Origin of the sequence: Streptomyces albiaxialis (genome assembly GCF_039530985.1) — a bacterium.
Lineage (GTDB): Bacteria > Actinomycetota > Actinomycetes > Streptomycetales > Streptomycetaceae > Streptomyces > Streptomyces albiaxialis.
On the sequence record NZ_BAAAPE010000012.1, the window covers coordinates 258,955 to 283,080 of the forward strand.

A 24,126-nucleotide genomic window follows, 5' to 3' on the forward strand; every position below is an offset into this window, starting at 1 on the left:
GGGCGGGAGGTCTCAGGCCTCCCGCCCCACCCCCGTGCCGGTGCCGTGCCCGGTGTCCTCCGTCAGCTCGGGGACGGGCGCGAGGACCGAGGTCAGGCCGGTGATCTTCAGCAGGCGCAGCACCTTCGGGTCCGCGCAGACCATCGTGAACTCGCCCCCGCCCGCGAGCACCCGGGACCGCACGTCGACCAGCATGGCCAGGCCGCTGCAGTCGATGAAGGTGACCGCGCGCAGATCGGCGACGAGCACCGGGACGGCGGCGACGGTCAGTGCGTAGAGCTGCGGGGTCGTCGCGAGCACGACGGCGAGGTCGATCTCCCCGTGCAGCTCGACAACGGTCCGCTCCCGGGTCGTCCGGGCCAGGACCGTGCCTCCCGGGCTGTCATCCGGCCAGGACAGGGAGCATCCCCTCTCGTCCATGTCTCGTGCCATCGGTGCCATGACTATGACCTTGGTGACCTAGGTGTCCTGTGGCGGCTGTGGCGATCTTCGGGGTCCGGGAAGTCGGCCCGTAAGCATAGGCAGCCGCCGTCAAGTCCCTCGGGTACCCACCAAGGCCTCTCACTCGATCGAGTGAGAATGAGGGATATAGCTTGCGGATACAGCCGGTTCGTGATCGCGACACCCCGGGGGTCATGACCGCTTCACTCCCGCCAACGCGCCCGCGCGCCCTCCCGAAGGCGCCGGTACGGGGGCTCCGGAGCCGCCCGCTCCACGGGCCGCACGCCCCGGAGCGGCCAGTTCCGTCGTCGCGCCCGTCGGCCGCACCGGGCCCGGGGAGGACGGCAACGCCCCGGCACCGCACGCGCGTTGATCACTACATGCGCCGTGCGGGACGGCGGGATCCGGACAGGTCGAGGCCGTGCGGCGGGATCGTCACGGCCCCCGGGGACGCGCTTCCGGAGGCGTGCCCCGGTCCCCGCCGGTGCGCGCAAAAAACCCCACCCGATCGCGTTCCCGCAGGTCAGGTGGGGTGTGAAGGGTGGAGCCAAGGGGAGTCGAACCCCTGACATCTGCCATGCAAAGACAGCGCTCTACCAACTGAGCTATGGCCCCGTCGGGCACCAGGGTACCTGTTGCGGCAGACGAATTCCGACCGGGTATCGCCCCGCCCCCGTCACCCTCCGTAGGATGCACGGCAAGTTCGCGCCAGCGAAGCCGATGGAGAGGGCCCAGAGGGACCAGGGGAGACGTGATGGACGCAGCTCAGCAAGAAGCCACCGCGAAAGCGCGGGAGCTTCAGAGCCAATGGTACGGAGAGCCGTTGGGGACCCTCTTCCGGCGGCTGATCGAGGACCTGGGACTCAACCAGGCCCGGCTCGCGACCGTGCTGGGGCTGTCCGCGCCGATGCTGTCGCAGCTCATGAGCGGCCAGCGGGCGAAGATCGGCAACCCCGCGGTCGTCCAGCGGGTGCAGGCGCTCCAGGAGCTGGCGGCCGAGGTCGCGCGCGGCGACGTGAGCGCGGGGGACGCCACGAACCGGATGGACGAGATCCGCCGCACGGCGGGCGGCAGCGTGCTCAACAACACCTCGCAGACCGCCTCCTCCGGCGCCTCCCAGACCCCCGTCAAGCGCGTCGTCCGCGAGATCCAGGCCCTGCTGCGCTCGGTCTCCGACGCGGCGGACATCATCGAGGCCTCGTCCGCACTCGCCCCCACGCACCCGGAACTGGCAGAGTTCCTGAGGGTCTACGGCGCGGGACGCACGGCGGACGCCGTCAAGCACTACGAAGCGCACCAGAGCTGATCAGAGCCGATCAGGACCGGTCCGCCGGTCCACGGCGGCGAGCAGGGACAAGCAGGGGGCAGGCACAGCGCCATGGGAGAGATCTTCGCCGGGCGGTACGAACTGGTCGATCCGATCGGCCGAGGCGGCGTCGGCGCGGTCTGGCGGTCGTGGGACCACAAGCGCGGCCGGTACGTCGCGGCCAAGGTCCTCCAGCAGAGCGACGCGCACACGCTGCTGCGCTTCGTCCGCGAACAGGCCCTGCGCATCGATCATCCGCACGTGCTCGCCCCCGCGAGCTGGGCTGCCGACGACGACAAGGTCCTGTTCACCATGGACCTCGTCAGCGGCGGCTCGCTGGCCCATCTCATCGGCGACTACGGCCCGCTGCCGCCCACCTTCGTGTGCACGCTGCTCGACCAGCTCCTGGCCGGCCTGACCGCCGTGCACGCCGAGGACGTCGTCCACCGCGACATCAAGCCCGCCAACATCCTGCTGGAGCCCACCGGAACGGGCAGGCCGCATCTGCGGCTGTCGGACTTCGGCATCTCCATGCGCAAGGGCGAGCCACGGCTGACGGAGACCAACTACGTCGTGGGCACGCCCGGTTACTTCGCGCCCGAGCAGATGATGGGCGCCGAGCCCGACTTCACCGCCGACCTCTACGCGGTCGGCCTGGTGGGGCTCTACCTCCTGACCGGCCAGAAGCCGGATTCCCAGGCGCTGTTCGCGGAGTACGAGCACGGGATGCCGGACGCCCCCGAGGGGGTGTCGGAGCCGATGTGGCAGGTCCTCGGCCAGCTCCTCCAGCCCGACCCGCAGGCCCGTTTCCGTACGGCCACGGGCGCGCGCAAGGCGCTCGCGAGCACGGCGGAGCTGCTCAGCACGGACGCGACGCTGGAGCAGGAGGTCGTCGAGGTCTTCGACCATCTGGGGCCGCTGCCCGAGGGGTTCGGCCCCGACGGCCCGCTCCGTACGGCCGCGCGGGGCCACGGGGACGGCACGGGCGCCGGACCGGCACCGTCCGTCCCGCCGCCCTCGGACACGGGGAGCTTCCACCTCCCGCCCCCGCAGGCCGCACCGGCGCCCGAGGCGCCCGCCGGGCCGCAGCCCGAGCAGCCCGGTACGCCGCCGACACCGACGCCGACATCGACACCGACCCCCTCGCCGTCGGGCGGCACCATGCCGTACACCGGCGTCCAGGCGGGCCCTCCCCCAGAGCCGAACGGGCCGCAGCCGAACGCGCCGATGCCGTACGGGGCTCCCCCGCAGAACTACGCGCCCGCGCCGGTTCCGGCGCCCGCGCCCGCGTCCGCGCCCGTACGCAGACCGGGACCGCCCCCGAAGGTCGCGGTCCCGGTGCTGGTCGTCGCGCTCGTCTGCCTCGGCATCGGCGTCTGGGCGCTGCTGGGCATGTGACGTAGGTACTACTGCCAGCCGCCCTGCTGGTACTGCTGCGGCTGGGTCTGCTGCGGCTGCTGGTGCGGCTGGTGCTGCTGGTGCTGCTGGTGCTGCTGCGGATACCCGTAGCCCGGCGGCGGGGGCGGCGGCGCCAGGGGCGTGGCCGCCGCGCGGCGGCGGGCGACGAGCGTCCAGACGCCGAGCCCGAGCAGCAGGGCGGCGCCCGCGCCGATGCCCGCGAAGGCGAGCAGCTTCTTCGAGTCGTCGCCCTCCGCCGCCTCGGCGGCGGTCTGTCCCTTGGCGGCCTGGTCGCGGTCCTCGTCGGTGACGCCGAAGCCCGCCTCCCGCGCGTCCCCGTCGTACGCCGGGGCCTTCTTGGCCGTGCCCTTGACGTCGACGCGCAGCGTCAGCGGCACCTTCTTGCCTCCGGGGAAGTACTTCTGGGCCAGCTCGGGGGAGACCGTCACCGCGAGGTAGTGCCAGCCCGCCGCGGAGGCGGCGGGGGCGTCGTCGCCGTAGCGGTTGCCGTAGTCGACCCTCGGGGTGAGCAGCGGGAGGGCGGCCGTCTCCTTGGTGTAGTCGCCGAAGGCCGGGTCGTCGAGCGGGGCGCGCGCCGGGTTGTAGACGACCGCGCCGACCGCGTTGTAGACCGACTGCGGGAACTTGCCGCCCCGCCCCGAGCTGCCCAGCTCCACGCTGGCGTGCACCTGCTGGCCCCAGTCGACGGGCACCCGGTAGAAGCGGGTCTCGCCGGGGACGGCGCGGTCCTTCCACAGGCCGGAGTCGACCGCCCCGGCGTCGTTGAAGCCCGTGCCGCCCTTCGCCTGCTTCTTGCCACCGCTGACGGACGGCACCGGGACCTCGTCGTCCTCCGGCAGTCCGATGTCGGCGGGCGCGGCGGGCCTGGTGCCCTTGACCGGCGGCTCCTCCTTGTACGACAGCTCCACCGGCCACTCGGCGGGGTCGGAGGTGCCCGAGCCCTTGCGGGAGACCGAGAGCAGGTAGGGGCCCTTCGCGTCGCAGGCGTCGTCCTCGCCGGTGATGTGGCGCTCGACGCCGGTGGCGACCGGGTAGGCGTGGCCGCCCCCGCCGAACTCCCCCGACGCCGGGCCGTTGCCGCACTCGTCGCCGTCCACCGTCTTGAGCGAGATCTCCAGGCCCTCGCCGTACCGCGCGACCTTGGCGCCGGGCTTCGGCGCGGCGACGGCGGAGAACCACGCGGAGGTCTTCGCGTCGAGATTCACCGCGTAGTACTTCTTCTGACCGCGCTTGATCGTGTCCCTGTACGTCCCCGGCTTCAGCGTCGGCCCGTCGCCGCTGCTCGCGGTGCCCTTGACGGGCTCGGCGTCGTCGGCGAACGCGTACGCGGGGAGCCCGTCCCCGGGCGCCGCCCATCCGGTGCCGGGGAGGGCGGCGAGGACGGCGAGCGCGGCCGTCACCGTGAGCGCCGTGCGCGCTCTCCGTACGTTCGTCGGCCGCTTCACCATTCCCCGCCCCTCGTCTGTTCCCATCCGCTCGGGCCGCCGGCCCGGCCTCCGCCTCCGCCTCCGCCGCCGCGCCGGGCGAGGACGTACCAGAGCCCGAGCCCGGCCAGCAGCACTACGCCCGTGCCTCCCGCGACGGCTGCGACCTGTGCGCCGCTCCATCCTGCACCGCCGTCGCCGTCCTTGTCCGCGCGAGGTGCCGTACTGTCCGCGCCGCCGCTCCCGCCGCCGTCCGCGCCCGCCTTCGCCGCGGGCGCGTTGTGCTGCGGGCCGCTCTTCGCCTCGCCCTTGACGTCGAGGCGCAGGGTCACGCCGACGTCCGGGTTCTCCGCGATCCGCGCGGCGTCGGCGCCGAGGGTGACCGCGATGTAGTAGTCGCCCGCCGCGTGCACGGGCTTGGCCCGGGTGGCGCTCTCCCAGCGGTTGGTCCAGGAGACGGGCGGCGTACCGGCCGAGATCTTGTCGGGCTTGCCGGTGTACGTGCCGGTGCCGGACAGCTCGTCGGAGAGCGGCTGCCTGCTCGGCCCGTAGGCCCGCGTGGCGATACGGGTGAAGCCGGAGCTGTACTCGTCCGCCGTGGGCTCGTTGCTGAACTCCACGTCGTAGCGCACCTGCTGGCCCCAGCCGACCGGGACCTTGTACCAGAGCGTCTGCGAGGGCAGCAGCTTGTCCCGCCACACGCCGGTGCTCACGGGCCTCGCGTCGTTGAAGCCCGTGCCGCCCGTGACCTTGCGCGGGGTGCCCTGCGGCAGGCTCGCGTCCTCACCGGCGGCGCCGAGTTCGGGCGTGGACTGCGCGGGCGTGACGCCCTTCTTGAGCGGCTTCTCGACCGTGTACGAGAGTTCGAGCGGCCAGCGTGCCGAGTCCGAGCTCTTCTTGCTGGTGCGCTCGACGGCCAGCAGGTACCGGCCCGGGCCCCGGTCGCAGGTGCCGCCGGTCGTCCCCTCGTCGCCCGGGATGCGGCTGGAGGAGGAGACGAGGGGCACGCCGCCCTCGCTCTGCGAGAAGTGGGTGGTGTCCGATTCGCAGGGCGTGGTGTCGCCGGGCGCGAGGATCTCGGTGCGCAGGCCGTCGAGCGAGTCCACGGCGGAGCCGGGCTGCGGCACGCCCGTCGCGGAGAAGTTGGTGGTCGAACCCTTGTCCATCTCGACCCGGTAGTAGCGCTTCTCGCCGGGGCCGATGGTGTCGACGTACTGCCCGGAGGGGGTCGGCCCGGAGCCGGTCCGCCCGGAGTCGGCCGGCCCGGAGTCGTCGCCCAGCGGCGCCGCCGAGCCCTGCTTGAGGCCGCCCGTGACGCGCTCGCCCTTGAAGCGGTAGCCGTCGGCGGAGAGCCGGCCCGCGCGCTGGAGCTGACGGGCGAGGGCCTTGGCGTCGGGCGCGTCGTAGTAGTGGCCCTTGCCCGCGCCCGCCACGCATTCGAGCTGCTTGCGCGCCTTGCCGCGCACCTGGAAGCCGATGGCGTCGATGCGCAGGTCGATGCCCTTCTCCGCGAGGGACCTGGCGACCTCGCAGGGCGGGGGAGCGCCGCAGTTGTCCTCGCCGTCGGAGATCAGCAGGATCGTGCGCTGCCCGATCGCGCCGCGCGGCGTCTGAGGCAGGTCCCGGGCCGCCTTCCGCAGCGAGTAGCCGATAGGGGTGTCGCCCTTGGGCTTCACACCCGCGACGGCCTTCTTCAACGCCGTGCGGTCCAGCGGCCGCACGGGCTCGGCGAGCCGGGTGTCGGTGCAGCCGCGCGCCTTGTCCGCGCCGTAGACGCGCAGTCCGGTCGGGTACCCGTCGGGCAGGCTGTCGGCGACGGTCCCGACGGCCTTGCGCGCGGAGGCGATACGGGTCGATCCCGAGCCGTCGTCGTCGGCCATGGACCCCGAGGAGTCCAGCACCATCACCAGCGATCCGGCCGCTTTACCCGAATTGCTCCGGGCAACGTTCACCGCCTCCCCCGGAGCGCGGACTTCCGCCGCCAGCGCCGGGGGCGCCGCGGCCGGCAGCAACGCCAGCCCGGCGAGCAACGCCCCTGCTGCGTGCCTGTGTAGTCGTGCCATGTCGCGTCGTCCCCCCTCGGCCGACTCCGGGTCGGCACTCTGTCGGCGGCATCGACTCCGACCGTAGAGGATTTGCACAAGCACACTCAAGCGCTTAGCTGTCACGGAACGGCAACGACGGAACGGGCCGCCCCGGCACTCAAACCGGCGCGCAAACCGGCACGCAATCCGGCACACAATGAGGCCCCAGCCGCTCTGACGGCTGGGGCCTCATCGGCACGCTTTCGCTGAGCTGAGCTTCACACACCCGAACCTGCGGGCACGGAGTCGGTCGCCTCCGTCCACAGATCCTGCTCGGCGCGGTCCGCCTGGATCTGGCGGTACACGAGGAGGCCGCCGATGGCGGCCAGTGCGACCAGGAAAAGCTTCTTCACCGCGCTACCTCGTCCTTCTTTGACGTTGGGACCTCTCTGGCGCCCGATGATACCCAACCACCCTCTGACACAAAGCGGTGCGTATACCCGGTTCGACACCCGGCGTACGTGGGGCCCGTCACCCGTCCCCCCACTGTCCGCCGCCCGCCTCCGGCTCCCCCTCGGACCCCCAGTCCTCGGGCTCGTCCGTGCGCCCCGTCTCCCGCAGCAGTTCGGCCAGGGTGTTCACGGCCTTGGTGTCCCCGGCCAGCGCGGCCCGCCGCAGGAACAGCTCCGCCTCCTCCGTACGGCCCGACCTCCGCAGCAGCACACCGAGGTTGAGCATCGCCTTCGCGTGCCCGTTCCCCGCCGCCTCCCGGTACGCGGCCTCCGCCTCGTCCCTGCGGCCCGTGCTCCTGAGCAGATTGCCCAGGTTGTAGTGGGACTTGGCGTGCCCCTCGCGGGCCGCCCGCCGGAACCAGACCTCCGCCTCGTCCAGGCGCCCGGACAGCCTCAGCAGCGTCCCCAGGTTGTTCATGGCCTTCGAGTGCCCGGCCTCGGCGGCCCGCCGGTACGCGGCCTCCGCCTCGTCCACGCGCCCCGCCTCCCGGTGCAGCACACCGAGGTTGAAGACCGCGCGGACCTCCCCCTGCCCGCCCTCCTCGGCGGCACGGCGGAACAGGGCCTCGGCCTCCTCCGCGCGCCCCGCCGTCGCGAGCATCACGCCCAGGCCGTTCATGGCGCCGGTCGAACCGCCCTCGACGGCCTGCCGGTAGGCGTCCTCGGCCACCGGGGACCCGGCCCTGCGGGCGTGGACGGCGACGGTGGAGCACTCCTCGGCATCGGCGACGTTCCGCAGCGCGAGGCGCCAGGTCGGCTCGGGAACGTCCGTGCGGGTGTGGTCGACGAGATAGTCGAAGACGTCCCACGCGTCCGGGTCCTCGGTCGGCACGAGCATGCTGGTCACCCCGTGCCGGTAGCGGCAGGCCCACTCCACGGCGTCGTCCAGGGGTTCGGGCCGCAGCAGGGGGCCGCCGGCGGCGCGCAGATAGCCCTCGTGCGCCTCCGCGAGCAGCGCGCGCGGGAACGGCGGCCGCAGCCCCGTACGCGCCAGGTCCACGGCCGCGGCGACGAGCGCGGCGGCACGGGGGTGCCCGCCGGGCCGCGCGGCCCGCCGCCACTCGCGCAGCAGTACGGGCCCCGCCGCGAGGTACTCCGCGATCCCGTACGGGCCGTGGTGCGTCAGCGCGTCCGCGAGGCGCTCGTCGTCGCTCTCCTCGGCCCGCGCCAGCTCGCCCCGGCTCCACACCCGCCCGATCTCGACGGGCTCGATCTGCTTGAGGACGCGCGCGCCCGCGTCCATCGCCTCGGCCTGCGGCCCGTCGCCGCCCGCGCCCTCGGGGGCCGCGGCATACGTCTCGTACTGCTGGTGCCGCATCGTGGCCAGCACCGGCATCCGCAGCCGCTCCAGCTCCGCCAGCAGCGCGGGCTCCAGCCCCTCGGGGCCCAGATACCGCTCCACGTCGTCCAGCCACACCACGCACCGCACGCCGCCCCGCTCGGCCACCTCCAGGCCCAGCGGCAGATCGGCGCCCTTCGACGGGGCCAGCACCCGGTGCCCGGGCAACGCCGCGGCCAGCGCCTCGAACGCGGCCCGCGTCTTGCCCGCCGTCGACTCGCCGACGAGCAGCACGAATCCCCCGTCCCGCGCCGCCGCGGCCAGCCGCTCCCGCAGCTCCCCGTCCGCGTCCCGCTCCACGTACGGCGGCACGGCGTCCCCGTTCCGGTCCGGCCGCGCCCGGTGCGCGCCCGCCGCCAGCGCACCCCAGCTCCCGGCCACCGGCCAGCGCCCGGGGTCCCGCAGATACGCCGGGATCCGCCGCCCACCGGTCGTCACGGTCACGGGCCCCAGGAAGTCCCGGCCCATCAGCACGCCCTCGACCTGCCCGCCGGAAACGGCGTTCTCGGTGCTCCCGCCCTCCCGCTCCGCGCCCATCGCCCTCCCCCTGCCGAAGGAGGCCCAGCTTAGTGAGCGCAACGCGAAAGGCCCCCGGCTCTGAACGAACCGGGGGCCTTTCCCTGTGCTGTGCGGCTACCAGGACTTGAACCTGGGGCCTCTTCCTTATCAGGGAAGCGCTCTAACCGTCTGAGCTATAGCCGCGCGCTGCACGGAAAGATTAGCGCACTTCAGGCCGTGCCCCAAATCGCATTCCGAGCGGCGTGACAGGGGTCTTCGGGAGGGTTCCCGAGAGGGTTCCGGGGAGGGCCTACTCGTCCTCGGCGAGGGTCAGCTCGACGCCGCCCACGAAGCCCGCCGAGAGGTTGTAGATGAAGGCGCCCAGGGTGGCGAGCGCCGTCGCGAGGACCATGTTGATGACCGCGATGACCGAGGTGAAGAGCAGCACGCGCGGCAGCGACAGGAACGACTCCAGGTCGAATCCGCCGCTGCCCTCGGCGCTCGTCGCCTCGCTCACGGTGCCGCCGATGGTCGAGAAGACGCCCATCGCGTCCATGACCATCCACAGCACCGCGACGGCCACCACGGTGCACAGCCCCAGCGCGACCGACAGCAGGAAGCTGACCTTCATCACGGACCAGGGGTCGGCCTTGGCCACCCGCAGCCGCGCCTTCCGCGTGCGCGGGACCGTACGGGCCCCGTTCCCGGCGCCCGTGCGGGGCCGCCGGGCCGCGCCCGAGCCGTCGTCCCCGCCCTCCGGCGGAGCCGGGTACGCCTGCGGCGGTCGGTGCGGCTGGGGCTCGGGCTGCGGCTGCGCCTGTGACTTCGGCTGTGACTTCCGCTGAGACTTCGGCTGGGGCTGTGCCTGCGGCTGAGGCTGAGCACCACTCACGCCCTGCTCCTAGTCGTCCTGGGGGTCCTGGGGGTCCTCCGGCGCGGTGCCCTCCGGCGCGTCCGGCTCCTCGCCGGGTCCCGCCGCCGCCTCCACTTCCTCGGCCTCTCGACCGGCCTCGGCGTTCCGCGCGACGCCGACCACCGCGTCCTTCTTCCCCAGGTTGATCAGTTGGACGCCCATGGTGTCACGACCGGTCTCCCTGACCTCGCTGACCCGCGTACGGATCACACCGCCGCCGAGGGTGATGGCGAGGATCTCGTCCGACTCCTCCACCACCAGCGCGCCCACGAGCGACCCGCGATCCTCGACGATCTTCGCGGCCTTGATGCCGAGCCCGCCGCGGCCCTGGACGCGGTAGTCGTCCATGTCGGTCCGCTTGGCGTACCCGCCGTCGGTGGCCGTGAACAAGAACGTACCCGCCCGGACCACATTCATCGAGAGCAGTTCGTCGTCCTCGCGGAAGCTCATGCCCTTCACGCCGGAGGTCGCGCGCCCCATCGGGCGCAGCGAGTCGTCCGTCGCGGTGAACCGGATCGACTGGGCCTTCTTCGAGACCAGCAGCAGATCGTCCTCGGGCGAGACCAGCTCGGCGCCGATCAGCTCGTCGTCGCGGCCGTCGTCCATCTCGCGGAGGTTGATCGCGATGACGCCGCCCGAGCGCGGCGAGTCGTAGTCCTTCAGCGGGGTCTTCTTGACCAGCCCGGACTTGGTGGCGAGGACCAGGTACGGCGCCGCCTCGTAGTCCCGGATGGCGAGGATCTCGGCGATCTCCTCGTCCGGCTGGAAGGCCAGCAGGTTCGCCACGTGCTGCCCGCGCGCGTCCCGGCCGGCGTCCGGCAGCTCGTACGCCTTCGCGCGGTAGACCCGGCCCTTGTTCGTGAAGAACAGCAGCCAGTGGTGGGTCGTGGAGACGAAGAAGTGGTCGACGATGTCGTCTTCCTTCAGCTTCGTGCCGCGCACGCCCTTGCCGCCGCGCTTCTGGGCGCGGTAGTCGTCGGTCTTCGTCCGCTTCACATAGCCGCCACGGGTGATCGTGACGACGATGTCCTCCTCGGCGATCAGGTCCTCGATGGACATGTCGCCCTCGAAGGGGATCAGCTTGGTGCGGCGGTCGTCGCCGAACTTCTCGACGATCTGCGCCAGTTCCTCGCCGATGATCTGCCGCTGGCGGTCCGGGGAGGCGAGGATCGCGTTGTACTCGTCGATCTTCGCCTGCAGCTCGTCGTGCTCGGCGGTGATCTTCTGCCGCTCCAGGGCGGCCAGGCGGCGGAGCTGCATCTCCAGGATCGCGTTGGCCTGGATCTCGTCGATCGTGAGCAGGCCCATCAGGCCCTCACGCGCCTCCTCGACGGTCTGGCTGCGCCGGATCAGCGCGATGACCTCGTCGATCGCGTCGAGCGCCTTGAGCAGACCGCGCAGGATGTGGGCGCGCTCCTCGGCCTTCCGCAGCCGGTAGCGCGTACGGCGCACGATCACGTCGATCTGGTGCGAGACCCAGTGCCGGATGAACGCGTCCAGCGACAGGGTGCGCGGCACGCCCTCCACCAGCGCGAGCATGTTCGCGCCGAAGTTCGTCTGGAGGTCGGTGTGCTTGTAGAGGTTGTTGAGGACGACCTTGGCGACCGCGTCCCGCTTCAGGACGATCACCAGCCGCTGGCCCGTGCGCGACGAGGTCTCGTCCCGTACGTCCGCGATGCCGCCGACACGGCCGTCCTTCACCAGGTCGGCGATCTTCAGCGCGAGGTTGTCCGGGTTGACCTGGTACGGCAGCTCGGTGACGACCAGGCACTGGCGGCCCTGGATCTCCTCGACCTCGACGACCGCGCGCATGGTGATCGAGCCGCGCCCGGTGCGGTAGGCCTCCTCGATGCCCTTGCGGCCCACGACCAGGGCGCCGGTGGGGAAGTCCGGGCCCTTGATGCGCTCCATGAGCGCGTCCAGCAGCTCCTCGTTGGACGCGTCGGGGTGGTCGAGATACCACTGGGCGCCCGCCGCGACCTCGCGGAGGTTGTGCGGCGGGATGTTGGTGGCCATGCCGACCGCGATGCCCGCCGAGCCGTTGATCAGCAGGTTCGGGAAGCGCGCCGGGAGGACCGTCGGCTCCTGGTTGCGGCCGTCGTAGTTGTCCTGGAAGTCGACGGTCTCCTCGTCGATGTCCCGGAGCATCTCCATGGCCAGCGGCGCCATCTTGCACTCGGTGTACCGCATGGCCGCCGCCGGGTCGTTGCCCGGCGAGCCGAAGTTGCCGTTCGAGTCGACGAGCGGCATCCGCATCGACCAGGTCTGCGCGAGGCGGACCAGGGCGTCGTAGATCGAGCTGTCGCCGTGCGGGTGGTAGGTGCCCATGACGTCGCCGACGACGCGGGCGCACTTGTAGAAGCCCTTCTCCGGGCGGTACCCGCCGTCGTACATCGCGTACAGCACGCGCCGGTGCACCGGCTTGAGCCCGTCGCGGATGTCGGGAAGCGCACGGCTCACGATCACGCTCATCGCGTAGTCGAGATACGAGCGCTGCATCTCCGTCTCAAGGCTCACCGGCTCCACGCGGGCACCGGCCTCGGTGTCCACCTGGGCGTCGGCGAGCGGGGATTCCTGATCCGGGGAGCCCTCGGGGGTAGGGGTCTCGTCGGCCATGTGAGAAACAAGTCCTTCTGTGTGTACGGCGCGTGCGGGTGTGCGGGCCGACGATCAGATGTCGAGGAAGCGGACGTCCTTGGCGTTGCGCTGGATGAACGAGCGCCGGGCCTCCACGTCCTCGCCCATCAGGATCGAGAACAGGTCGTCGGCCGCCGCCGCGTCGTCCAGCGTCACCTGGCGCAGCACCCGCTGGTCGCGGTCCATGGTGGTGATGCGCAGCTCCTCCGCGTTCATCTCGCCCAGACCCTTGAACCGCTGGATCGAGTCGTCCCTCATCCGCTTGCCCTGCTCGCGGCCGAGCTGGACGAGCTGGTCGCGCTCGCGGTCGGAGTACGCGTACTGGTGCTCGTCCCGGCCCCACTTGATCTTGTAGAGCGGCGGCTGCGACAGGAACACGTGCCCCGCCTCGACCAGCGGCCGCATGAAGCGGAAGAGCAGCGTCAGCAGCAGGGTGTTGATGTGCTGGCCGTCGACATCGGCGTCGGCCATCAGAATGATCTTGTGATAGCGGAGCTTCTCGATGTCGAAGTCCTCGTGCACACCCGTGCCGAACGCCGAGATCAGCGCCTGCACCTCGGCGTTCTGGAGGACCTTGTCGATCCGCGCCTTCTCCACGTTCAGGATCTTGCCGCGGATCGGGAGGATCGCCTGGAACTCGGGGTTGCGGCCGGACTTGGCCGAGCCGCCCGCGGAGTCGCCCTCGACGATGAAGATCTCGCACTTCGCCGGGTCGTTGGACTGGCAGTCGCTGAGCTTGCCCGGCAGCGAGGCCGTCTCCAGCAGGCCCTTGCGGCGGGTCAGGTCGCGCGCCTTACGGGCCGCCACCCGGGCCGTCGCGGCCTGGATGCCCTTGCGGATGATGTCCGCGGCCTCGTTCGGATTGCGGTCGAGCCAGTCGGTCAGGTGCTCGTGGACGATCCGCTGGACGAAGGTCTTCGCCTCCGTGTTGCCCAGCTTCGTCTTCGTCTGGCCCTCGAACTGGGGCTCGCCGAGCTTGATCGAGATGATCGCGGTGAGACCCTCGCGGATGTCCTCGCCCGTGAGGTTGTCGTCCTTCTCGCGCAGCAGCTTCTTGTCGCGCGCGTACCTGTTGATCAGGCCCGTCAGCGCGGCGCGGAAGCCCTCCTCGTGGGTGCCGCCCTCGTGCGTGTGGATCGTGTTCGCGAAGGAGTAGACCCCCTCGCTGTACTGGTTGTTCCACTGCATCGCGATCTCGACCGAGAGCATGCGCTCCTTGTCCTCGGCCTCGAAGTCGATCACCGTGGGGTGGACCAGCTCGCCCTTGCGGGAGTTGAGGTAGCGGACGAAGTCCGAGATGCCGCCCTCGTAGTGGTACCGGACGGCGTTCTGCTTGCCCTCCTCGTCCACGTGCTCCGCGCGCTCGTCGGTGAGCGTGATGGTGAGGCCCTTGTTGAGGAAGGCCATCTCCTGGAAGCGCCGGGCGAGGGTCTCGAACGAGTAGTCCGTCGTCTCGAAAATGTCCGGATCAGCCCAGAACGTAACAGTCGTTCCGGTTTCGTCCGTCGCCTCGTTCTTCTCCAGCGGGGCCGTCGGCGTCCCCAGCTTGTAGTCCTGCGTCCAGCGGTATCCGTCGGTCTTGATGTCGACGGCGAGCTTGGTCGACAGGGCGTTCACGACGGAGACGCCGACGCCGTGCAGACCACCCGAGACCGCGTAACCGCCGCCGCCGAACTTGCCGCCCGCGTGCAGCACCGTGAGCACGACCTCGACGGCCGGCTTCTTCTCGACGGGGTGGATGCCCACCGGGATACCGCGGCCGTTGTCGACGACGCGCACGCCGCCGTCGGCCAGCAGCGTCACGTGGATCGTGTCCGCGTGGCCGGCCATGGCCTCGTCGACGGAGTTGTCGACGACTTCCTGGACGAGGTGGTGAAGACCACGCTCGCCCGTCGACCCGATGTACATCCCAGGCCGCTTGCGGACCGCGTCGAGGCCCTCCAGGACCGTGATCGCGCTCGCGTCGTACGACGGTGCCTCGTGCCCGCCCGTCGCCGCGGCCTCCACCCCAGCGGGCGCTGCGGTCTCGACGGCGTCGGGCACGGCTTCGTCGCCGTGTGCGGACTGGTTCTTGTCGTTCTCGTTGAGATCGCCGGAATCGGCCACGAAGCGCCCTTTCTGGCACAGAGCACAGGCCGTCTCCTGGGCTGGCGGAGCGGCTGCGTCGTTCGACATGTTCCGCAACGATGCGGCTACCGCCCAGTGTACCTGTGTCGGCATCGTGAATGGGGCTTTGGCGGTGCCTGAGTCCGCATGTGCCGCCCTGAACTGGCGTCCACCGACTCCCCATATCTGGACCGGGGGGCCAAGCGGCTCACACGGGCGCTCAGCGCTTCCGGCCGTCAACGCACCGCAACCGGGAAAAGCGCCACCGGGTCCCCACCCGTTTCACCAGCGCACAACGGCGACAGCGCCCGGCGCCGGCCCTTGCCGGTCCGCGCTCAGCCGTAGGTGTCGCCCGGGCCCTTGCTCCCCGGCGCGCGCAACGGGCCACCGAAGCGCGACGGCGGCGCCTCCGGGCCCCGCACCTTGATCAGCTTCACGGTGCCCTGGCCCAGGTCCTCGTTGAGCCGCGCCACCAGCCTCGGGGCCAGCAGCCGCAACTGCGTCGCCCACGCCGTCGAGTCGCACCGCACGACCAGGACCCGCTCCTCCTCGTCGTACCGCTGCGGCTCGCAGTGCTGCGCCACCTCCGGGCCCACGAGCTGCGGCCAGCGGCCCATCACCCCGCCGACGGCGGCCGGGGTCTCCCAACCCCGCTCCGTGATCAGCCTGTTCACCGCCGCGCCCAGTGACATCGGGTCCCGCCCGTCGCGCCGCGCGCCGGAGCGCAGGCCCCCGCCGCGACGGGCCTGCCGCTTCTGCTGCGCCGCCGCGCCCCGCGCCTTCGCCTGCTCCTTCGCCGCGCGCAGCGCCACCCGCGCGAGATCCACCCCGCTCGCCTGCGGCACGGGCCGCTCCCCGTCCCCGGACTGGGGAGCGCTCGCCGACGCCTCGTCGCTCACTGCGCCATCCCGTTCGCTTCTCCGCCCACACGGCACCCCGCGCGCATCGTCGCCACCTGCGGCCCGGCAGCCGCGCGGACGTCGCTCACAGGCGCGTCACCTCCCCGTCCGCCACCGCGAACCGCGCGCCCGCCAGCAGTTCCGGCACGTCCTCCTCCACCGCGGCCGTCACCAGGACCTGCTCGCCGTGCGCCACCAGCTCCGCCAGTCGCGCCCGGCGCTTCGTGTCCAGCTCCGCGAAGACGTCGTCCAGCACCAGCACCGGCTCGTGGCCCTCGCTCTTGAGCAGCTCGTACGAGGCGAGACGGAGCGCGAGCGCATACGACCACGACTCGCCATGGCTCGCGTACCCCTTGGCCGGGAGCTCCCCCAGCTTCAGCACGAGATCGTCACGGTGCGGCCCGACGAGCGTCACACCCCGCTCGATCTCCTGCTTCCGCGCCTCGCCCAGCGCCGCGAGAAGCTGCCCGTACAGCTCCTCGCGGGAGCCGCCGGTCCCCTCCCCGGCCGGGCCCCTGTACTCCAGCGCGACCGGACCGCCGCCCGGCGCCAGCCGCTCGTACGCCTTGTCCGCCAGCGGTGCCAGCACCCCGATCAGGTCCAGCCGCTGCGCCAGCAACTCCGCGCCCGCGCGCGCCAGATGCTGGTCCCAGACGTCCAGCGTGGAGAGGTCCACGCCCTTGCCGCCGTGCCGCCGGGCCATCGCCGCGGACTTCAGCAGGGTGTTGCGCTGCTTCAGCACGCGCTCGTAGTCCCCGCGCACCCCCGCCATGCGGGGCGCGCGCGCCGTCACCATCTCGTCCAGGAAGCGCCGCCGCTCGCCCGGATCGCCCTTCACGAGCGCCAGGTCCTCGGGCGCGAACAGCACGGTGCGCAGGATCCCCAACACGTCCCGGGGTCTGACCTGCGAGGACCTGTTGATCCGCGCCCGGTTCGCCTTGCCCGGGTTCAGCTCCAGCTCCACGAGCTGCTGGCGCTCGCCCTGCCGCACCTGTGCCCGTACGACCGCGCGTTGGGCGCCCATCCGCACCAGCGGGGCGTCCGAGGACACCCGGTGGCTGCCGAGGCTGGCCAGATAGCCCACGGCCTCGACCAGATTGGTCTTGCCCTGCCCGTTCGGGCCGATGAACGCGGTGACGCCCGGGTCGAGAGCGACCTCGGCCCGGGCGTACGACCGGAAGTCGGCCAGCGAGAGATGCGTCACATGCACGGCTGCCGCCGACCTCCCCCGTGATCGGTTACTTGGTAGCTTCGGTGGAGCCCTCGACCGCGTGCCCGCCGAACTGGTTGCGGAGCGCCGCCACCATCTTCATCTGCGGCGAGTCCTCCTGCTGAGAGGTGAACCGCGCGAAGAGGGACGCGGTGATCGCGGGCAGCGGCACCGCGTTGTCGATCGCGGCCTCCACGGTCCAGCGGCCCTCGCCGGAGTCGGCCGCGACGCCGCGCAGCTTCTCCAGATGCTCGTCGCTGTCCAGCGCCTTGACGGCCAGGTCGAGCAGCCAGGAGCGGATGACCGTGCCCTCCTGCCAGGAGCGGAAGACCTCGCGCACGTCCGTGACGGAGTCGACGGCCTCCAGCAGCTCCCAGCCCTCGGCGAAGGCCTGCATCATCGCGTACTCGATGCCGTTGTGGACCATCTTCGCGAAGTGGCCGGCGCCGACCTTGCCCGCGTGGACGGAGCCGAACTCGCCCTCCGGCTTCAGCGCGTCGAAGACCGGCTGCGCCTTGGCCACGTGCTCGGCGTCACCGCCGTACATCAGCGCGTAGCCGTTCTCCAGGCCCCAGACGCCGCCCGAGACGCCGCAGTCCACGAAGCCGATGCCCTTGGCCGCCAGCTCCCCGGCGTGCTTCTCGTCGTCCGTCCAGCGCGAGTTCCCGCCGTCCACGACGATGTCGCCGGGGGAGAGCAGCTCGGCCAGCGTGTCGATGGTCGTCTGGGTCGCCTCGCCCGCCGGCACCATGACCCACACCACACGCGGGCCCGTCAGGCTCTTGACCAGCTCTTCCAGGCTGTGCACATCCGCGACGTCGGGATTCCGGTCATAGCCGATGACCGTGTGGCCTCCACGGCGGATGCGCTCGCGCATGTTCCCGCCCATCTTGCCGAGACCAACAAGACCCAGCTCCATCAGTGGCGCCCCTTCATTGCAGTTCGTTGCGATTCGTACCCCCGCACGAGCCTACGCCTGGACGGAGCCGGGCCTTCTACGGCGTCGACCCGGGGTCGGCCGGAGAGCCGGACAAGGCTCAGCCGGAGAGCCGCACGGGCATGATCAGGTACTTGTACGCCTCGTCGGCCTCGGTGTCCTTCGCGGGCTTGCCGCTGAGCAGCGCGGGCTTCGTCGACGTCGTGAACGAGAGCTGCGCCCAGGGCGAGTCGATCGCGGAGAGGCCCTCCAGCAGGAAGCCCGGGTTGAAGGCGATCGAGATGTCGTCGCCCTCCAGCTCCGCGTCGACGCGCTCCACAGCCTGTGCGTCGTCGCTCGAACCGGCCTCCAGGGTCAGCACGCCCTGCTCGAAGCTGAGCCGCACCGGGGTGTTCCGCTCGGCGACCAGCGCCACGCGCTTCACGGCCTCGACGAACGGCGCGGTCTCGATGACCGCCACCGAGTTGAACTCCGTGGGGAACAGGGTCCGGTACTTCGGGAGGTCGCCCTCCAGCAGCCGCGTCGTCGTCCGGCGGCCCGCGCCCTCGAAGCCGATGAGGCCCTCGCCGGAGCCGGAGCCCGAGAGCGCCAGCGTGACGTTGTCACCGCCGCTGAGGGACTTCGCGGTGTCCAGCAGCGTCTTGGCGGGGACCAGGGCGACCGCGGACGCGTCGGGCGTCTCCGGCTTCCACAGGAACTCGCGCACCGCGAACCGGTAGCGGTCGGTGGACGCGAGCGTGACCGTGTCGCCCTCGATCTCGATCCGCACACCCGTCAGCACCGGCAGCGTGTCGTCACGGCCCGCCGCGATGGCCACCTGCTGGGCCGCGGCGGCGAAGACCTCGCCGGGCACGGTGCCGGTGGCGGTGGGCATCTCCGGCAGCGCCGGGTACTCCTCCACAGGAAGGGTGTGGAGTGTGAACCGCGAGGAGCCGCACACGACGGTCACGCGCACACCGTCCGTGGAGATCTCCACCGGCCTGTTGGGGAGCGCCCGGCAGATGTCGGCGAGAAGCCGGCCGGACACCAGGACCGTTCCGTCCTCCTCGACCTCCGCCTCTACGGAGACCCGTGCCGAGACCTCGTAGTCGAAGCCGGAGAGGCTCAGGGAGCCGTCCTCCGCCTTCAGCAGGAGGCCCGCGAGGACGGGCACCGGCGGACGGGCGGGGAGGCTCTTGGCCGCCCAGGCCACCGCCTCCGCGAGTACATCGCGCTCTACCCGGATCTTCACCTTCAGCCGCCTCCTGCTGCCGCCTCTTGCTGCGTTTGCCGGGCACCAGTCTGACGCACGGCACTGACAGGAGGTGCGGGTGCGGGTCAACTCGTCGAGATCGGGGTAGGACGCCGCGACGCCGAGTTGTGCACAGGCCCCGCTTCGAAGCGAATCCCGGGCTCTCTCTAGGTGGTCGTAGTAGTAGGGCTTGTGGAAACCGTGGATAACTCGATTTCCGCAGCTCAGACCCCAAATTTTGTCCACCGAGCCTGTGGGTGGAGCGGTGGAGGAAGAGGGGGTTTCTGTGGACGGGGAAAAGTTCTGCACAGTCCGCCCACAGATCGGCGGGGCTTGCCCACAGCCGCGCCCACAGTTTTACCCACCTTTCCCACAGGCCAATCCAGCGTCCTGGTGTGACCGCTTTCACTCGTACCGGTGAGAGGGCGCGTTGCCTTGCCGAACAGTGGACAGAGCTGTGGAGAAGCTGGGGAAAAGATCCCCTGGCCTGTGGGCGGCCGGTGGACAAGTCGGAGTCCCTGATACGTGCCCCGGACACCCTCCACACCCTGTGGACGCCGCTCGCCCACAAATGCACAGCCATCTGACCTCGGCAAATCATGCCTGGTCCGGCCCAGTTGTGGACACCGTTGGGACAACTCCTCGCGTCCCCAGGGTGTGGACGTCGAAAACGGCCCTGACCTGTGGACTCGGGCCCTCCACGCCCCCGGATTCGAACAGCGAAAGGCCCTCCGGGATCAACTCCCGGAGGGCCTGGGGGTGCTGAGAGGGGGCTGCGCGGTCGCTGCGAGGGGGCTGAGCGCGTGCTGAACGGGGCCGTGCGGTCGTCGCGTGCGGCCCTCAGGCGTTCTTGATGCGGTTCGTCAGCTCGGTGACCTGGTTGTAGATGGAGCGCCGCTCGGCCATGAGGGCGCGGATCTTCCGGTCCGCGTGCATCACCGTCGTATGGTCCCGGCCGCCGAACTGGCCGCCGATCTTCGGCAGCGAGAGGTCCGTCAGCTCGCGGCACAGGTACATCGCGATCTGCCGCGCCGTCACCAGCACGCGGCTGCGCGAGGAGCCGCACAGGTCGTCCACCGTCAGCCCGAAGTAGTCGGCGGTGGCCGCCATGATGGCCGGGGCCGTGATCTCCGGGGTGGCGTCCTCGCCCCCGGGGATCAGGTCCTTCAGCACGATCTCGGTGAGGCCCAGGTCGACCGGCTGCCGGTTGAGGCTCGCGAACGCCGTCACCCGGATCAGCGCGCCCTCCAGCTCGCGGATGTTGCGCGAGATGCGGGAGGCGATGAACTCCAGCACCTCCGGCGGGGCGTTGAGCTGCTCCTGCACCGCCTTCTTCCGGAGGATCGCGATCCGGGTCTCCAGCTCGGGCGGCTGGACGTCCGTGATCAGGCCCCACTCGAAGCGGTTGCGCAGCCGGTCCTCCAGCGTCTCCAGCGCCTTGGGCGGCCGGTCGCTGGACAGCACGATCTGCTTGTTGGCGTTGTGCAGGGTGTTGAAGGTGTGGAAGAACTCCTCCTGCGTCGACTCCTTGTCCGCCAGGAACTGGACGTCGTCGACGAGCAGGATGTCCATGTCGCGGTAGCGCTTGCGGAACGCGTCCGCCTTGCCGTCGCGGATCGAGTTGATGAACTCGTTCGTGAACTCCTCGGAGCTGACGTACCGCACGCGCGTGCCGGGATAGAGGCTGCGCGCGTAGTGCCCGATGGCGTGCAGCAGGTGCGTCTTGCCGAGCCCGGACTCGCCGTAGATGAACAGCGGGTTGTACGCCTTGGCCGGTGCCTCGGCGACGGCGACGGCCGCGGCGTGCGCGAAGCGGTTCGAGGCGCCGATGACGAAGGTGTCGAAGAGGTACTTCGGATTCAGCCGGGCCGTCGGCTCGCCCGGGCCCGTCGCGGGCGCGGGCTGCGCGGCGAGCGGGCCGGGGGCGCCGCTGGGCGCCGGGAGCTGCGAGGGGCTGGGGCCGTCGTACGGCGGCGCCGGCGGCCGGCCCTGCGGGGGGATCTGGGGCCGCTGGTGGTGCTGGGGCTGATGCGGCTGCTGGTCGTACTGCTGCTGGGGCTCGTACTGCTGCTGGGACTGCTGCCGCTGCTGCTCGTAGGCCTCGTACGACGGATGCTGTTGCTGCTGCGAGGCGTAGGGATCGCGGTGCTGCTGCTCGTACTGCTGCTGCCAGGGCGCACCGGCGCCGGGCCCCGGGCCCTGGCGGTAGTCCGGGTAGGCGGGGCGGGCGGCAGGGAGGTCGCGGCCCTCGTACTGCTCGTACTGCTGTTGCTGGGGCTGCGGCGGCTGCTGCTGCTCGTAGCCCTGGTCGTAACCCTGCTGCTCGTACGTCTGCTGCTCGTAGCCCTGCTGTTGCTGCTGCGGCTGTTGCTGTGGGGGCTGCTGCTGCTCGTACTGCTGCTGGGGCTGCTGGTCGTACGGCGGGGAGGGCGGGCGCTGCTGCTCGTAGCCGCCGTCGTAGCCGCCGCCCTCGTGCGGAGCGGCGGGGGCGGGCGGAGCCGTCGGCTCCGGGGCCGGGCCCGTGACCGTGATGGCGAGGCGGATCGGCTGCTGGCACTCGCGGCTGAGGGCCTCGCTGATCATCGGGGAGAGGCGGCCCTCCAGCACGCCCTTCGCGTATTCATTGGGAACGCCCAGGAGGGCCGTGCCCGAGACGAGCACGAGGGGCTGGCAGTCCCGGAGCCAGCGCTGGTCCTTCGCTTCCACTCCCTGGCCGTCGGAAAGGAGCTGTTCCAGCACGCGTGGCCACACTGCGGCAAGATCGGCAGGTAGGTCAGCCACGGGGCACGCTCTTTCACTCGCTGGGTGACGGGTGGTTCCGGGAGGTCGACCTTGTCCCACGAATGTGTGGTTCTGGGGACGGTCGGGAAGGAAGGGAAGTTCGGCCACGGTAGTCACGCGGACGTGCCCCGTTCAAGTCGTTGTCCACAGGCTGTGCACGAGTGCAGTAGCGGGTGGCCCAGGTGGCTCTGGTTTGACCGGATGGCGTAGCCGCGCGTACTGTGACGAGGTCGAGTTGTCGACGGCTGCTGCCGCCTGCCTCCGATTGGGCAAGATCAGCGGGATTCCCGAGATCATGAAGCGGTGCACACTCGGGCGTTGCGAGCTACTCGTGGGCGCACGGTGACAGCCGGTCGACTCCCCACACCGTTCCGCGATCAGCGCGGAGCACCGAGCATTCCTGGAGCCCCCGAGTGAGCAAGCGCACCTTCCAGCCGAACACCCGCCGCCGCGCGAAGACCCACGGCTTCCGGCTGCGCATGCGGACCCGTGCCGGCCGCGCGATCGTCGCGAACCGCCGCAGCAAGGGCCGCGCCCGCCTGTCGGCCTGAGCGGCCTGACCACAGGTCCATGTCGTGCTGCCTACCGAGAACCGGCTGAGGCGGCGCGAGGACTTCGCAGCCGCGGTACGACGAGGTCGCCGGGCAGGACGCCCGCTGCTCGTCGTCCACCTCCGCAGTCGACCGGACCCGCACGCGTCGGGGGGAGAGCCTCCCCCGGTGCGTGCGGGTTTCGTCGTGAGCAAGGCCGTCGGCAACGCCGTCGTCCGTAACCGTGTGAAGCGGCGCCTGCGTCATCTGATGCGGGACCGCCTGGCCCCGCTGCCCGCAGGTAGCCTGGTGGTCGTACGGGCGCTGCCCGGTGCGGGCGAGGCGGACCACGACGAGCTGGTCCGGGACCTGGACGCCGCACTGCGGAGGCTGCTTGGAGGGACTACTCCGTGAAGTACCCGTTGCTGTGGATGATCAAGCTGTACCAGTGGACCATCAGCCCCATGCTCGGGCCGGTGTGCCGGTACTACCCGTCGTGCTCGCACTACGGCTATACGGCGATCCACCGGCACGGCGCTGTGAAGGGGACGGCACTGACGGCCTGGCGCATTCTGCGCTGCAATCCGTGGTCGCCCGGTGGCGTCGACCATGTCCCCGCCCGGAAGCACCCGGTATGGCACCAGCGGATCCGCTCCCGCTGGCAGCAGCACCGGACCCAGTCCAACGCCCAAGGAGCCTGATTCGTGGACACGGTCCTGAAGCCCCTTTATTACGCAGTTTCCTGGATCATCGTCCAGTTCCACTCGCTGTTCAGCGTGGTCTTCGACGAGGACAGCGGCTGGGCGTGGGGGCTGTCGATCTTCTTCCTCGTGGTGCTGATCCGGATCTGCCTGATCCCGCTCTTCGTGAAGCAGATCAAGTCGACCCGGAACATGCAGGCGCTCCAGCCGAAGATGAAGGCGATCCAGGAGCGCTACAAGAGCGACAAGCAGCGCCAGAGCGAAGAGATGATGAAGCTCTACAAGGAGACGGGCACCAACCCGCTCTCTAGCTGCCTGCCGATCCTGGCGCAGTCGCCCTTCTTCATCGCCCTCTTCCAGGTGCTGAACCACATCGCGCGGAACAACCCGGTCGGTGTCCTCACGCACGACCAGGTGGACAGCGCCCGTAACGCGCAGATCTTCGGCGCGCCGATCGCCGCGAAGTTCATGGACAGCGCCGGCAAGGCGCACGAGCTGGCCGCCTCGCTGACCGACATCCGCGTCGTCACGGTCATCATGATCGTCCTGATGTCGGCCTCGCAGTTCTACACGCAGCGCCAGCTCATGACGAAGAACGTCGACCTGACGGTGAAGACGCCGTTCATGCAGCAGCAGAAGATGCTGATGTACGTCTTCCCGATCATGTTCGCCGTCTTCGGTATCAACTTCCCCGTCGGTGTCCTCGTTTACTGGCTGACCACCAACGTGTGGACCATGGGCCAGCAGATGTACGTGATCAAGCGGAACCCGACCCCCGGCTCCAAGGCCTACAACGAGCGCCAGGAGAAGCTGCGCAAGGCGGGCAAGCTGAAGGAGGACCCGAAGGAGGTCGAGGCCCGCGAGGCCGCCGAGCAGGCCCGGGCCCGTCGTCAGCAGCCCAAGCGCCAGTCGAAGTCGCGGCGCCAGGGCGGCGCCGCCGCGGCCGGCGGCACGGCGAAGACCGCTTCCACTTCGCTGGAGAAGACCGAGGACGCCGAGCCGCAGGACGCTCCGCCGAAGTCGTCCGGCGCGGGCCAGAAGTCCGGCTCCGGCTCCGGCTCCGGTTCTGGGTCCGGCTCCGGCCAGAAGGCCGGTGCCAAGTCCGGTCAGCAGAAGTCCGGCCAGCAGAAGTCGGGGCAGAAGAAGTCCGGGCAGCAGCGCAAGGGCCCGCAGCGCCCCAAGCACCCGTCCAAGAAGTGAGCACAAAGGAGTCCATGC

Annotated in this window: 19 protein-coding genes and 2 tRNA genes; 6 read left to right on the top strand and 15 right to left on the bottom strand. The window is 70.9% G+C overall.

The window, feature by feature from the left end:
• Positions 1-12: 12 nt before the first annotated feature.
• Together ABD343_RS23480 and ABD343_RS23485 are read right to left on the bottom strand one after the other, a co-directional pair.
• Positions 13-441 (bottom strand): STAS domain-containing protein, encoded by a 429-nt coding sequence (locus tag ABD343_RS23480; RefSeq protein WP_344531275.1) that lies wholly within the window; start codon positions 439-441, stop codon positions 13-15.
• Positions 442-983: 542 nt separating this feature from the next.
• A tRNA-Ala gene (locus ABD343_RS23485) sits at positions 984-1,056 on the bottom strand.
• Between the two features lie 139 nt (positions 1,057-1,195).
• On the opposite strand from ABD343_RS23485, the gene ABD343_RS23490 reads away from it, so the two are divergent.
• Together ABD343_RS23490 and ABD343_RS23495 are read left to right on the top strand one after the other, a co-directional pair.
• Complete coding sequence (locus ABD343_RS23490; protein WP_344531276.1) at positions 1,196-1,747, top strand: helix-turn-helix domain-containing protein; 552 nt, start codon at positions 1,196-1,198, stop codon at positions 1,745-1,747.
• A 72-nt stretch (positions 1,748-1,819) separates the two neighbouring features.
• Positions 1,820-3,145, top strand: coding sequence for a serine/threonine protein kinase (locus tag ABD343_RS23495; protein ID WP_344531277.1), 1,326 nt, complete (start codon positions 1,820-1,822; stop codon positions 3,143-3,145).
• 8 nt (positions 3,146-3,153) lie between these two features.
• Here ABD343_RS23495 and ABD343_RS23500 read toward each other — a convergent pair whose 3' ends face one another.
• The 13 genes from ABD343_RS23500 to dnaA form a co-directional block, all read right to left on the bottom strand.
• Entirely contained in the window at positions 3,154-4,614 is a 1,461-nt protein-coding gene (locus ABD343_RS23500) for a hypothetical protein (protein ID WP_344531278.1), read from the bottom strand.
• Positions 4,608-6,653: a vWA domain-containing protein gene (locus ABD343_RS23505; protein WP_344531279.1), complete on the bottom strand. Its 2,046-nt coding sequence runs from the start codon at positions 6,651-6,653 to the stop codon at positions 4,608-4,610. The genes ABD343_RS23500 and ABD343_RS23505 overlap by 7 nt, the downstream gene beginning before the upstream one ends.
• Before the next feature lie 239 nt (positions 6,654-6,892).
• A complete protein-coding gene (locus ABD343_RS23510; RefSeq protein ID WP_019356762.1) occupies positions 6,893-7,027 on the bottom strand; it encodes a DLW-39 family protein in 135 nt (44 codons plus the stop codon).
• A gap of 118 nt (positions 7,028-7,145) precedes the next feature.
• Entirely contained in the window at positions 7,146-9,002 is a 1,857-nt protein-coding gene (locus ABD343_RS23515) for a tetratricopeptide repeat protein (RefSeq protein WP_344531280.1), read from the bottom strand.
• A 91-nt stretch (positions 9,003-9,093) separates the two neighbouring features.
• Positions 9,094-9,167 (bottom strand) — tRNA-Ile (locus ABD343_RS23520).
• A 106-nt stretch (positions 9,168-9,273) separates the two neighbouring features.
• Complete coding sequence (locus ABD343_RS23525; protein ID WP_344531281.1) at positions 9,274-9,855, bottom strand: DUF3566 domain-containing protein; 582 nt, start codon at positions 9,853-9,855, stop codon at positions 9,274-9,276.
• Between the two features lie 9 nt (positions 9,856-9,864).
• Positions 9,865-12,492, bottom strand: a complete 2,628-nt coding sequence (gene gyrA, locus ABD343_RS23530; RefSeq protein ID WP_344531282.1) for a DNA gyrase subunit A — start codon at positions 12,490-12,492, stop codon at positions 9,865-9,867.
• Between the two features lie 54 nt (positions 12,493-12,546).
• Complete coding sequence (gyrB, locus tag ABD343_RS23535) at positions 12,547-14,688, bottom strand: DNA topoisomerase (ATP-hydrolyzing) subunit B (protein WP_344531283.1); 2,142 nt, start codon at positions 14,686-14,688, stop codon at positions 12,547-12,549.
• A gap of 266 nt (positions 14,689-14,954) precedes the next feature.
• The gene (locus ABD343_RS23540) at positions 14,955-15,518 is read right to left on the bottom strand and encodes a DciA family protein (protein ID WP_425578249.1); all 564 of its coding nucleotides are present in this window, start codon (positions 15,516-15,518) and stop codon (positions 14,955-14,957) included.
• Between the two features lie 85 nt (positions 15,519-15,603).
• Positions 15,604-16,728, bottom strand: coding sequence for a DNA replication/repair protein RecF (gene recF / locus ABD343_RS23545; protein WP_344531284.1), 1,125 nt, complete (start codon positions 16,726-16,728; stop codon positions 15,604-15,606).
• Between the two features lie 28 nt (positions 16,729-16,756).
• Positions 16,757-17,647, bottom strand: coding sequence for a phosphogluconate dehydrogenase (NAD(+)-dependent, decarboxylating) (gene gnd / locus ABD343_RS23550; protein WP_344531285.1), 891 nt, complete (start codon positions 17,645-17,647; stop codon positions 16,757-16,759).
• Positions 17,648-17,765: 118 nt separating this feature from the next.
• On the bottom strand, positions 17,766-18,896 hold the full coding sequence (dnaN, locus tag ABD343_RS23555; protein WP_344531286.1) for a DNA polymerase III subunit beta: 1,131 nt from the start codon (positions 18,894-18,896) through the stop codon (positions 17,766-17,768).
• Between the two features lie 840 nt (positions 18,897-19,736).
• Positions 19,737-21,677 carry a chromosomal replication initiator protein DnaA gene (gene dnaA, locus ABD343_RS23560; RefSeq protein ID WP_344531287.1) on the bottom strand — a complete coding sequence of 647 codons (1,941 nt, stop codon included), beginning with the start codon at positions 21,675-21,677 and terminating at the stop codon, positions 19,737-19,739.
• Positions 21,678-22,090: 413 nt separating this feature from the next.
• Between dnaA and rpmH the strand changes: the two genes are divergently transcribed.
• The 4 genes from rpmH to yidC are packed head-to-tail and all read left to right on the top strand — an operon-like array spanning position 22,091 to position 24,108.
• The gene (gene rpmH / locus ABD343_RS23565) at positions 22,091-22,228 is read left to right on the top strand and encodes a 50S ribosomal protein L34 (protein ID WP_344531288.1); all 138 of its coding nucleotides are present in this window, start codon (positions 22,091-22,093) and stop codon (positions 22,226-22,228) included.
• 24 nt (positions 22,229-22,252) lie between these two features.
• The gene (gene rnpA, locus ABD343_RS23570; protein WP_344531289.1) at positions 22,253-22,621 is read left to right on the top strand and encodes a ribonuclease P protein component; all 369 of its coding nucleotides are present in this window, start codon (positions 22,253-22,255) and stop codon (positions 22,619-22,621) included.
• A complete protein-coding gene (yidD, locus tag ABD343_RS23575; RefSeq protein WP_344531290.1) occupies positions 22,618-22,908 on the top strand; it encodes a membrane protein insertion efficiency factor YidD in 291 nt (96 codons plus the stop codon). The genes rnpA and yidD overlap by 4 nt, the downstream gene beginning before the upstream one ends.
• 3 nt (positions 22,909-22,911) lie before the next feature.
• Positions 22,912-24,108, top strand: coding sequence for a membrane protein insertase YidC (yidC, locus tag ABD343_RS23580; protein WP_344531291.1), 1,197 nt, complete (start codon positions 22,912-22,914; stop codon positions 24,106-24,108).
• Positions 24,109-24,126 lie beyond the last annotated feature (18 nt).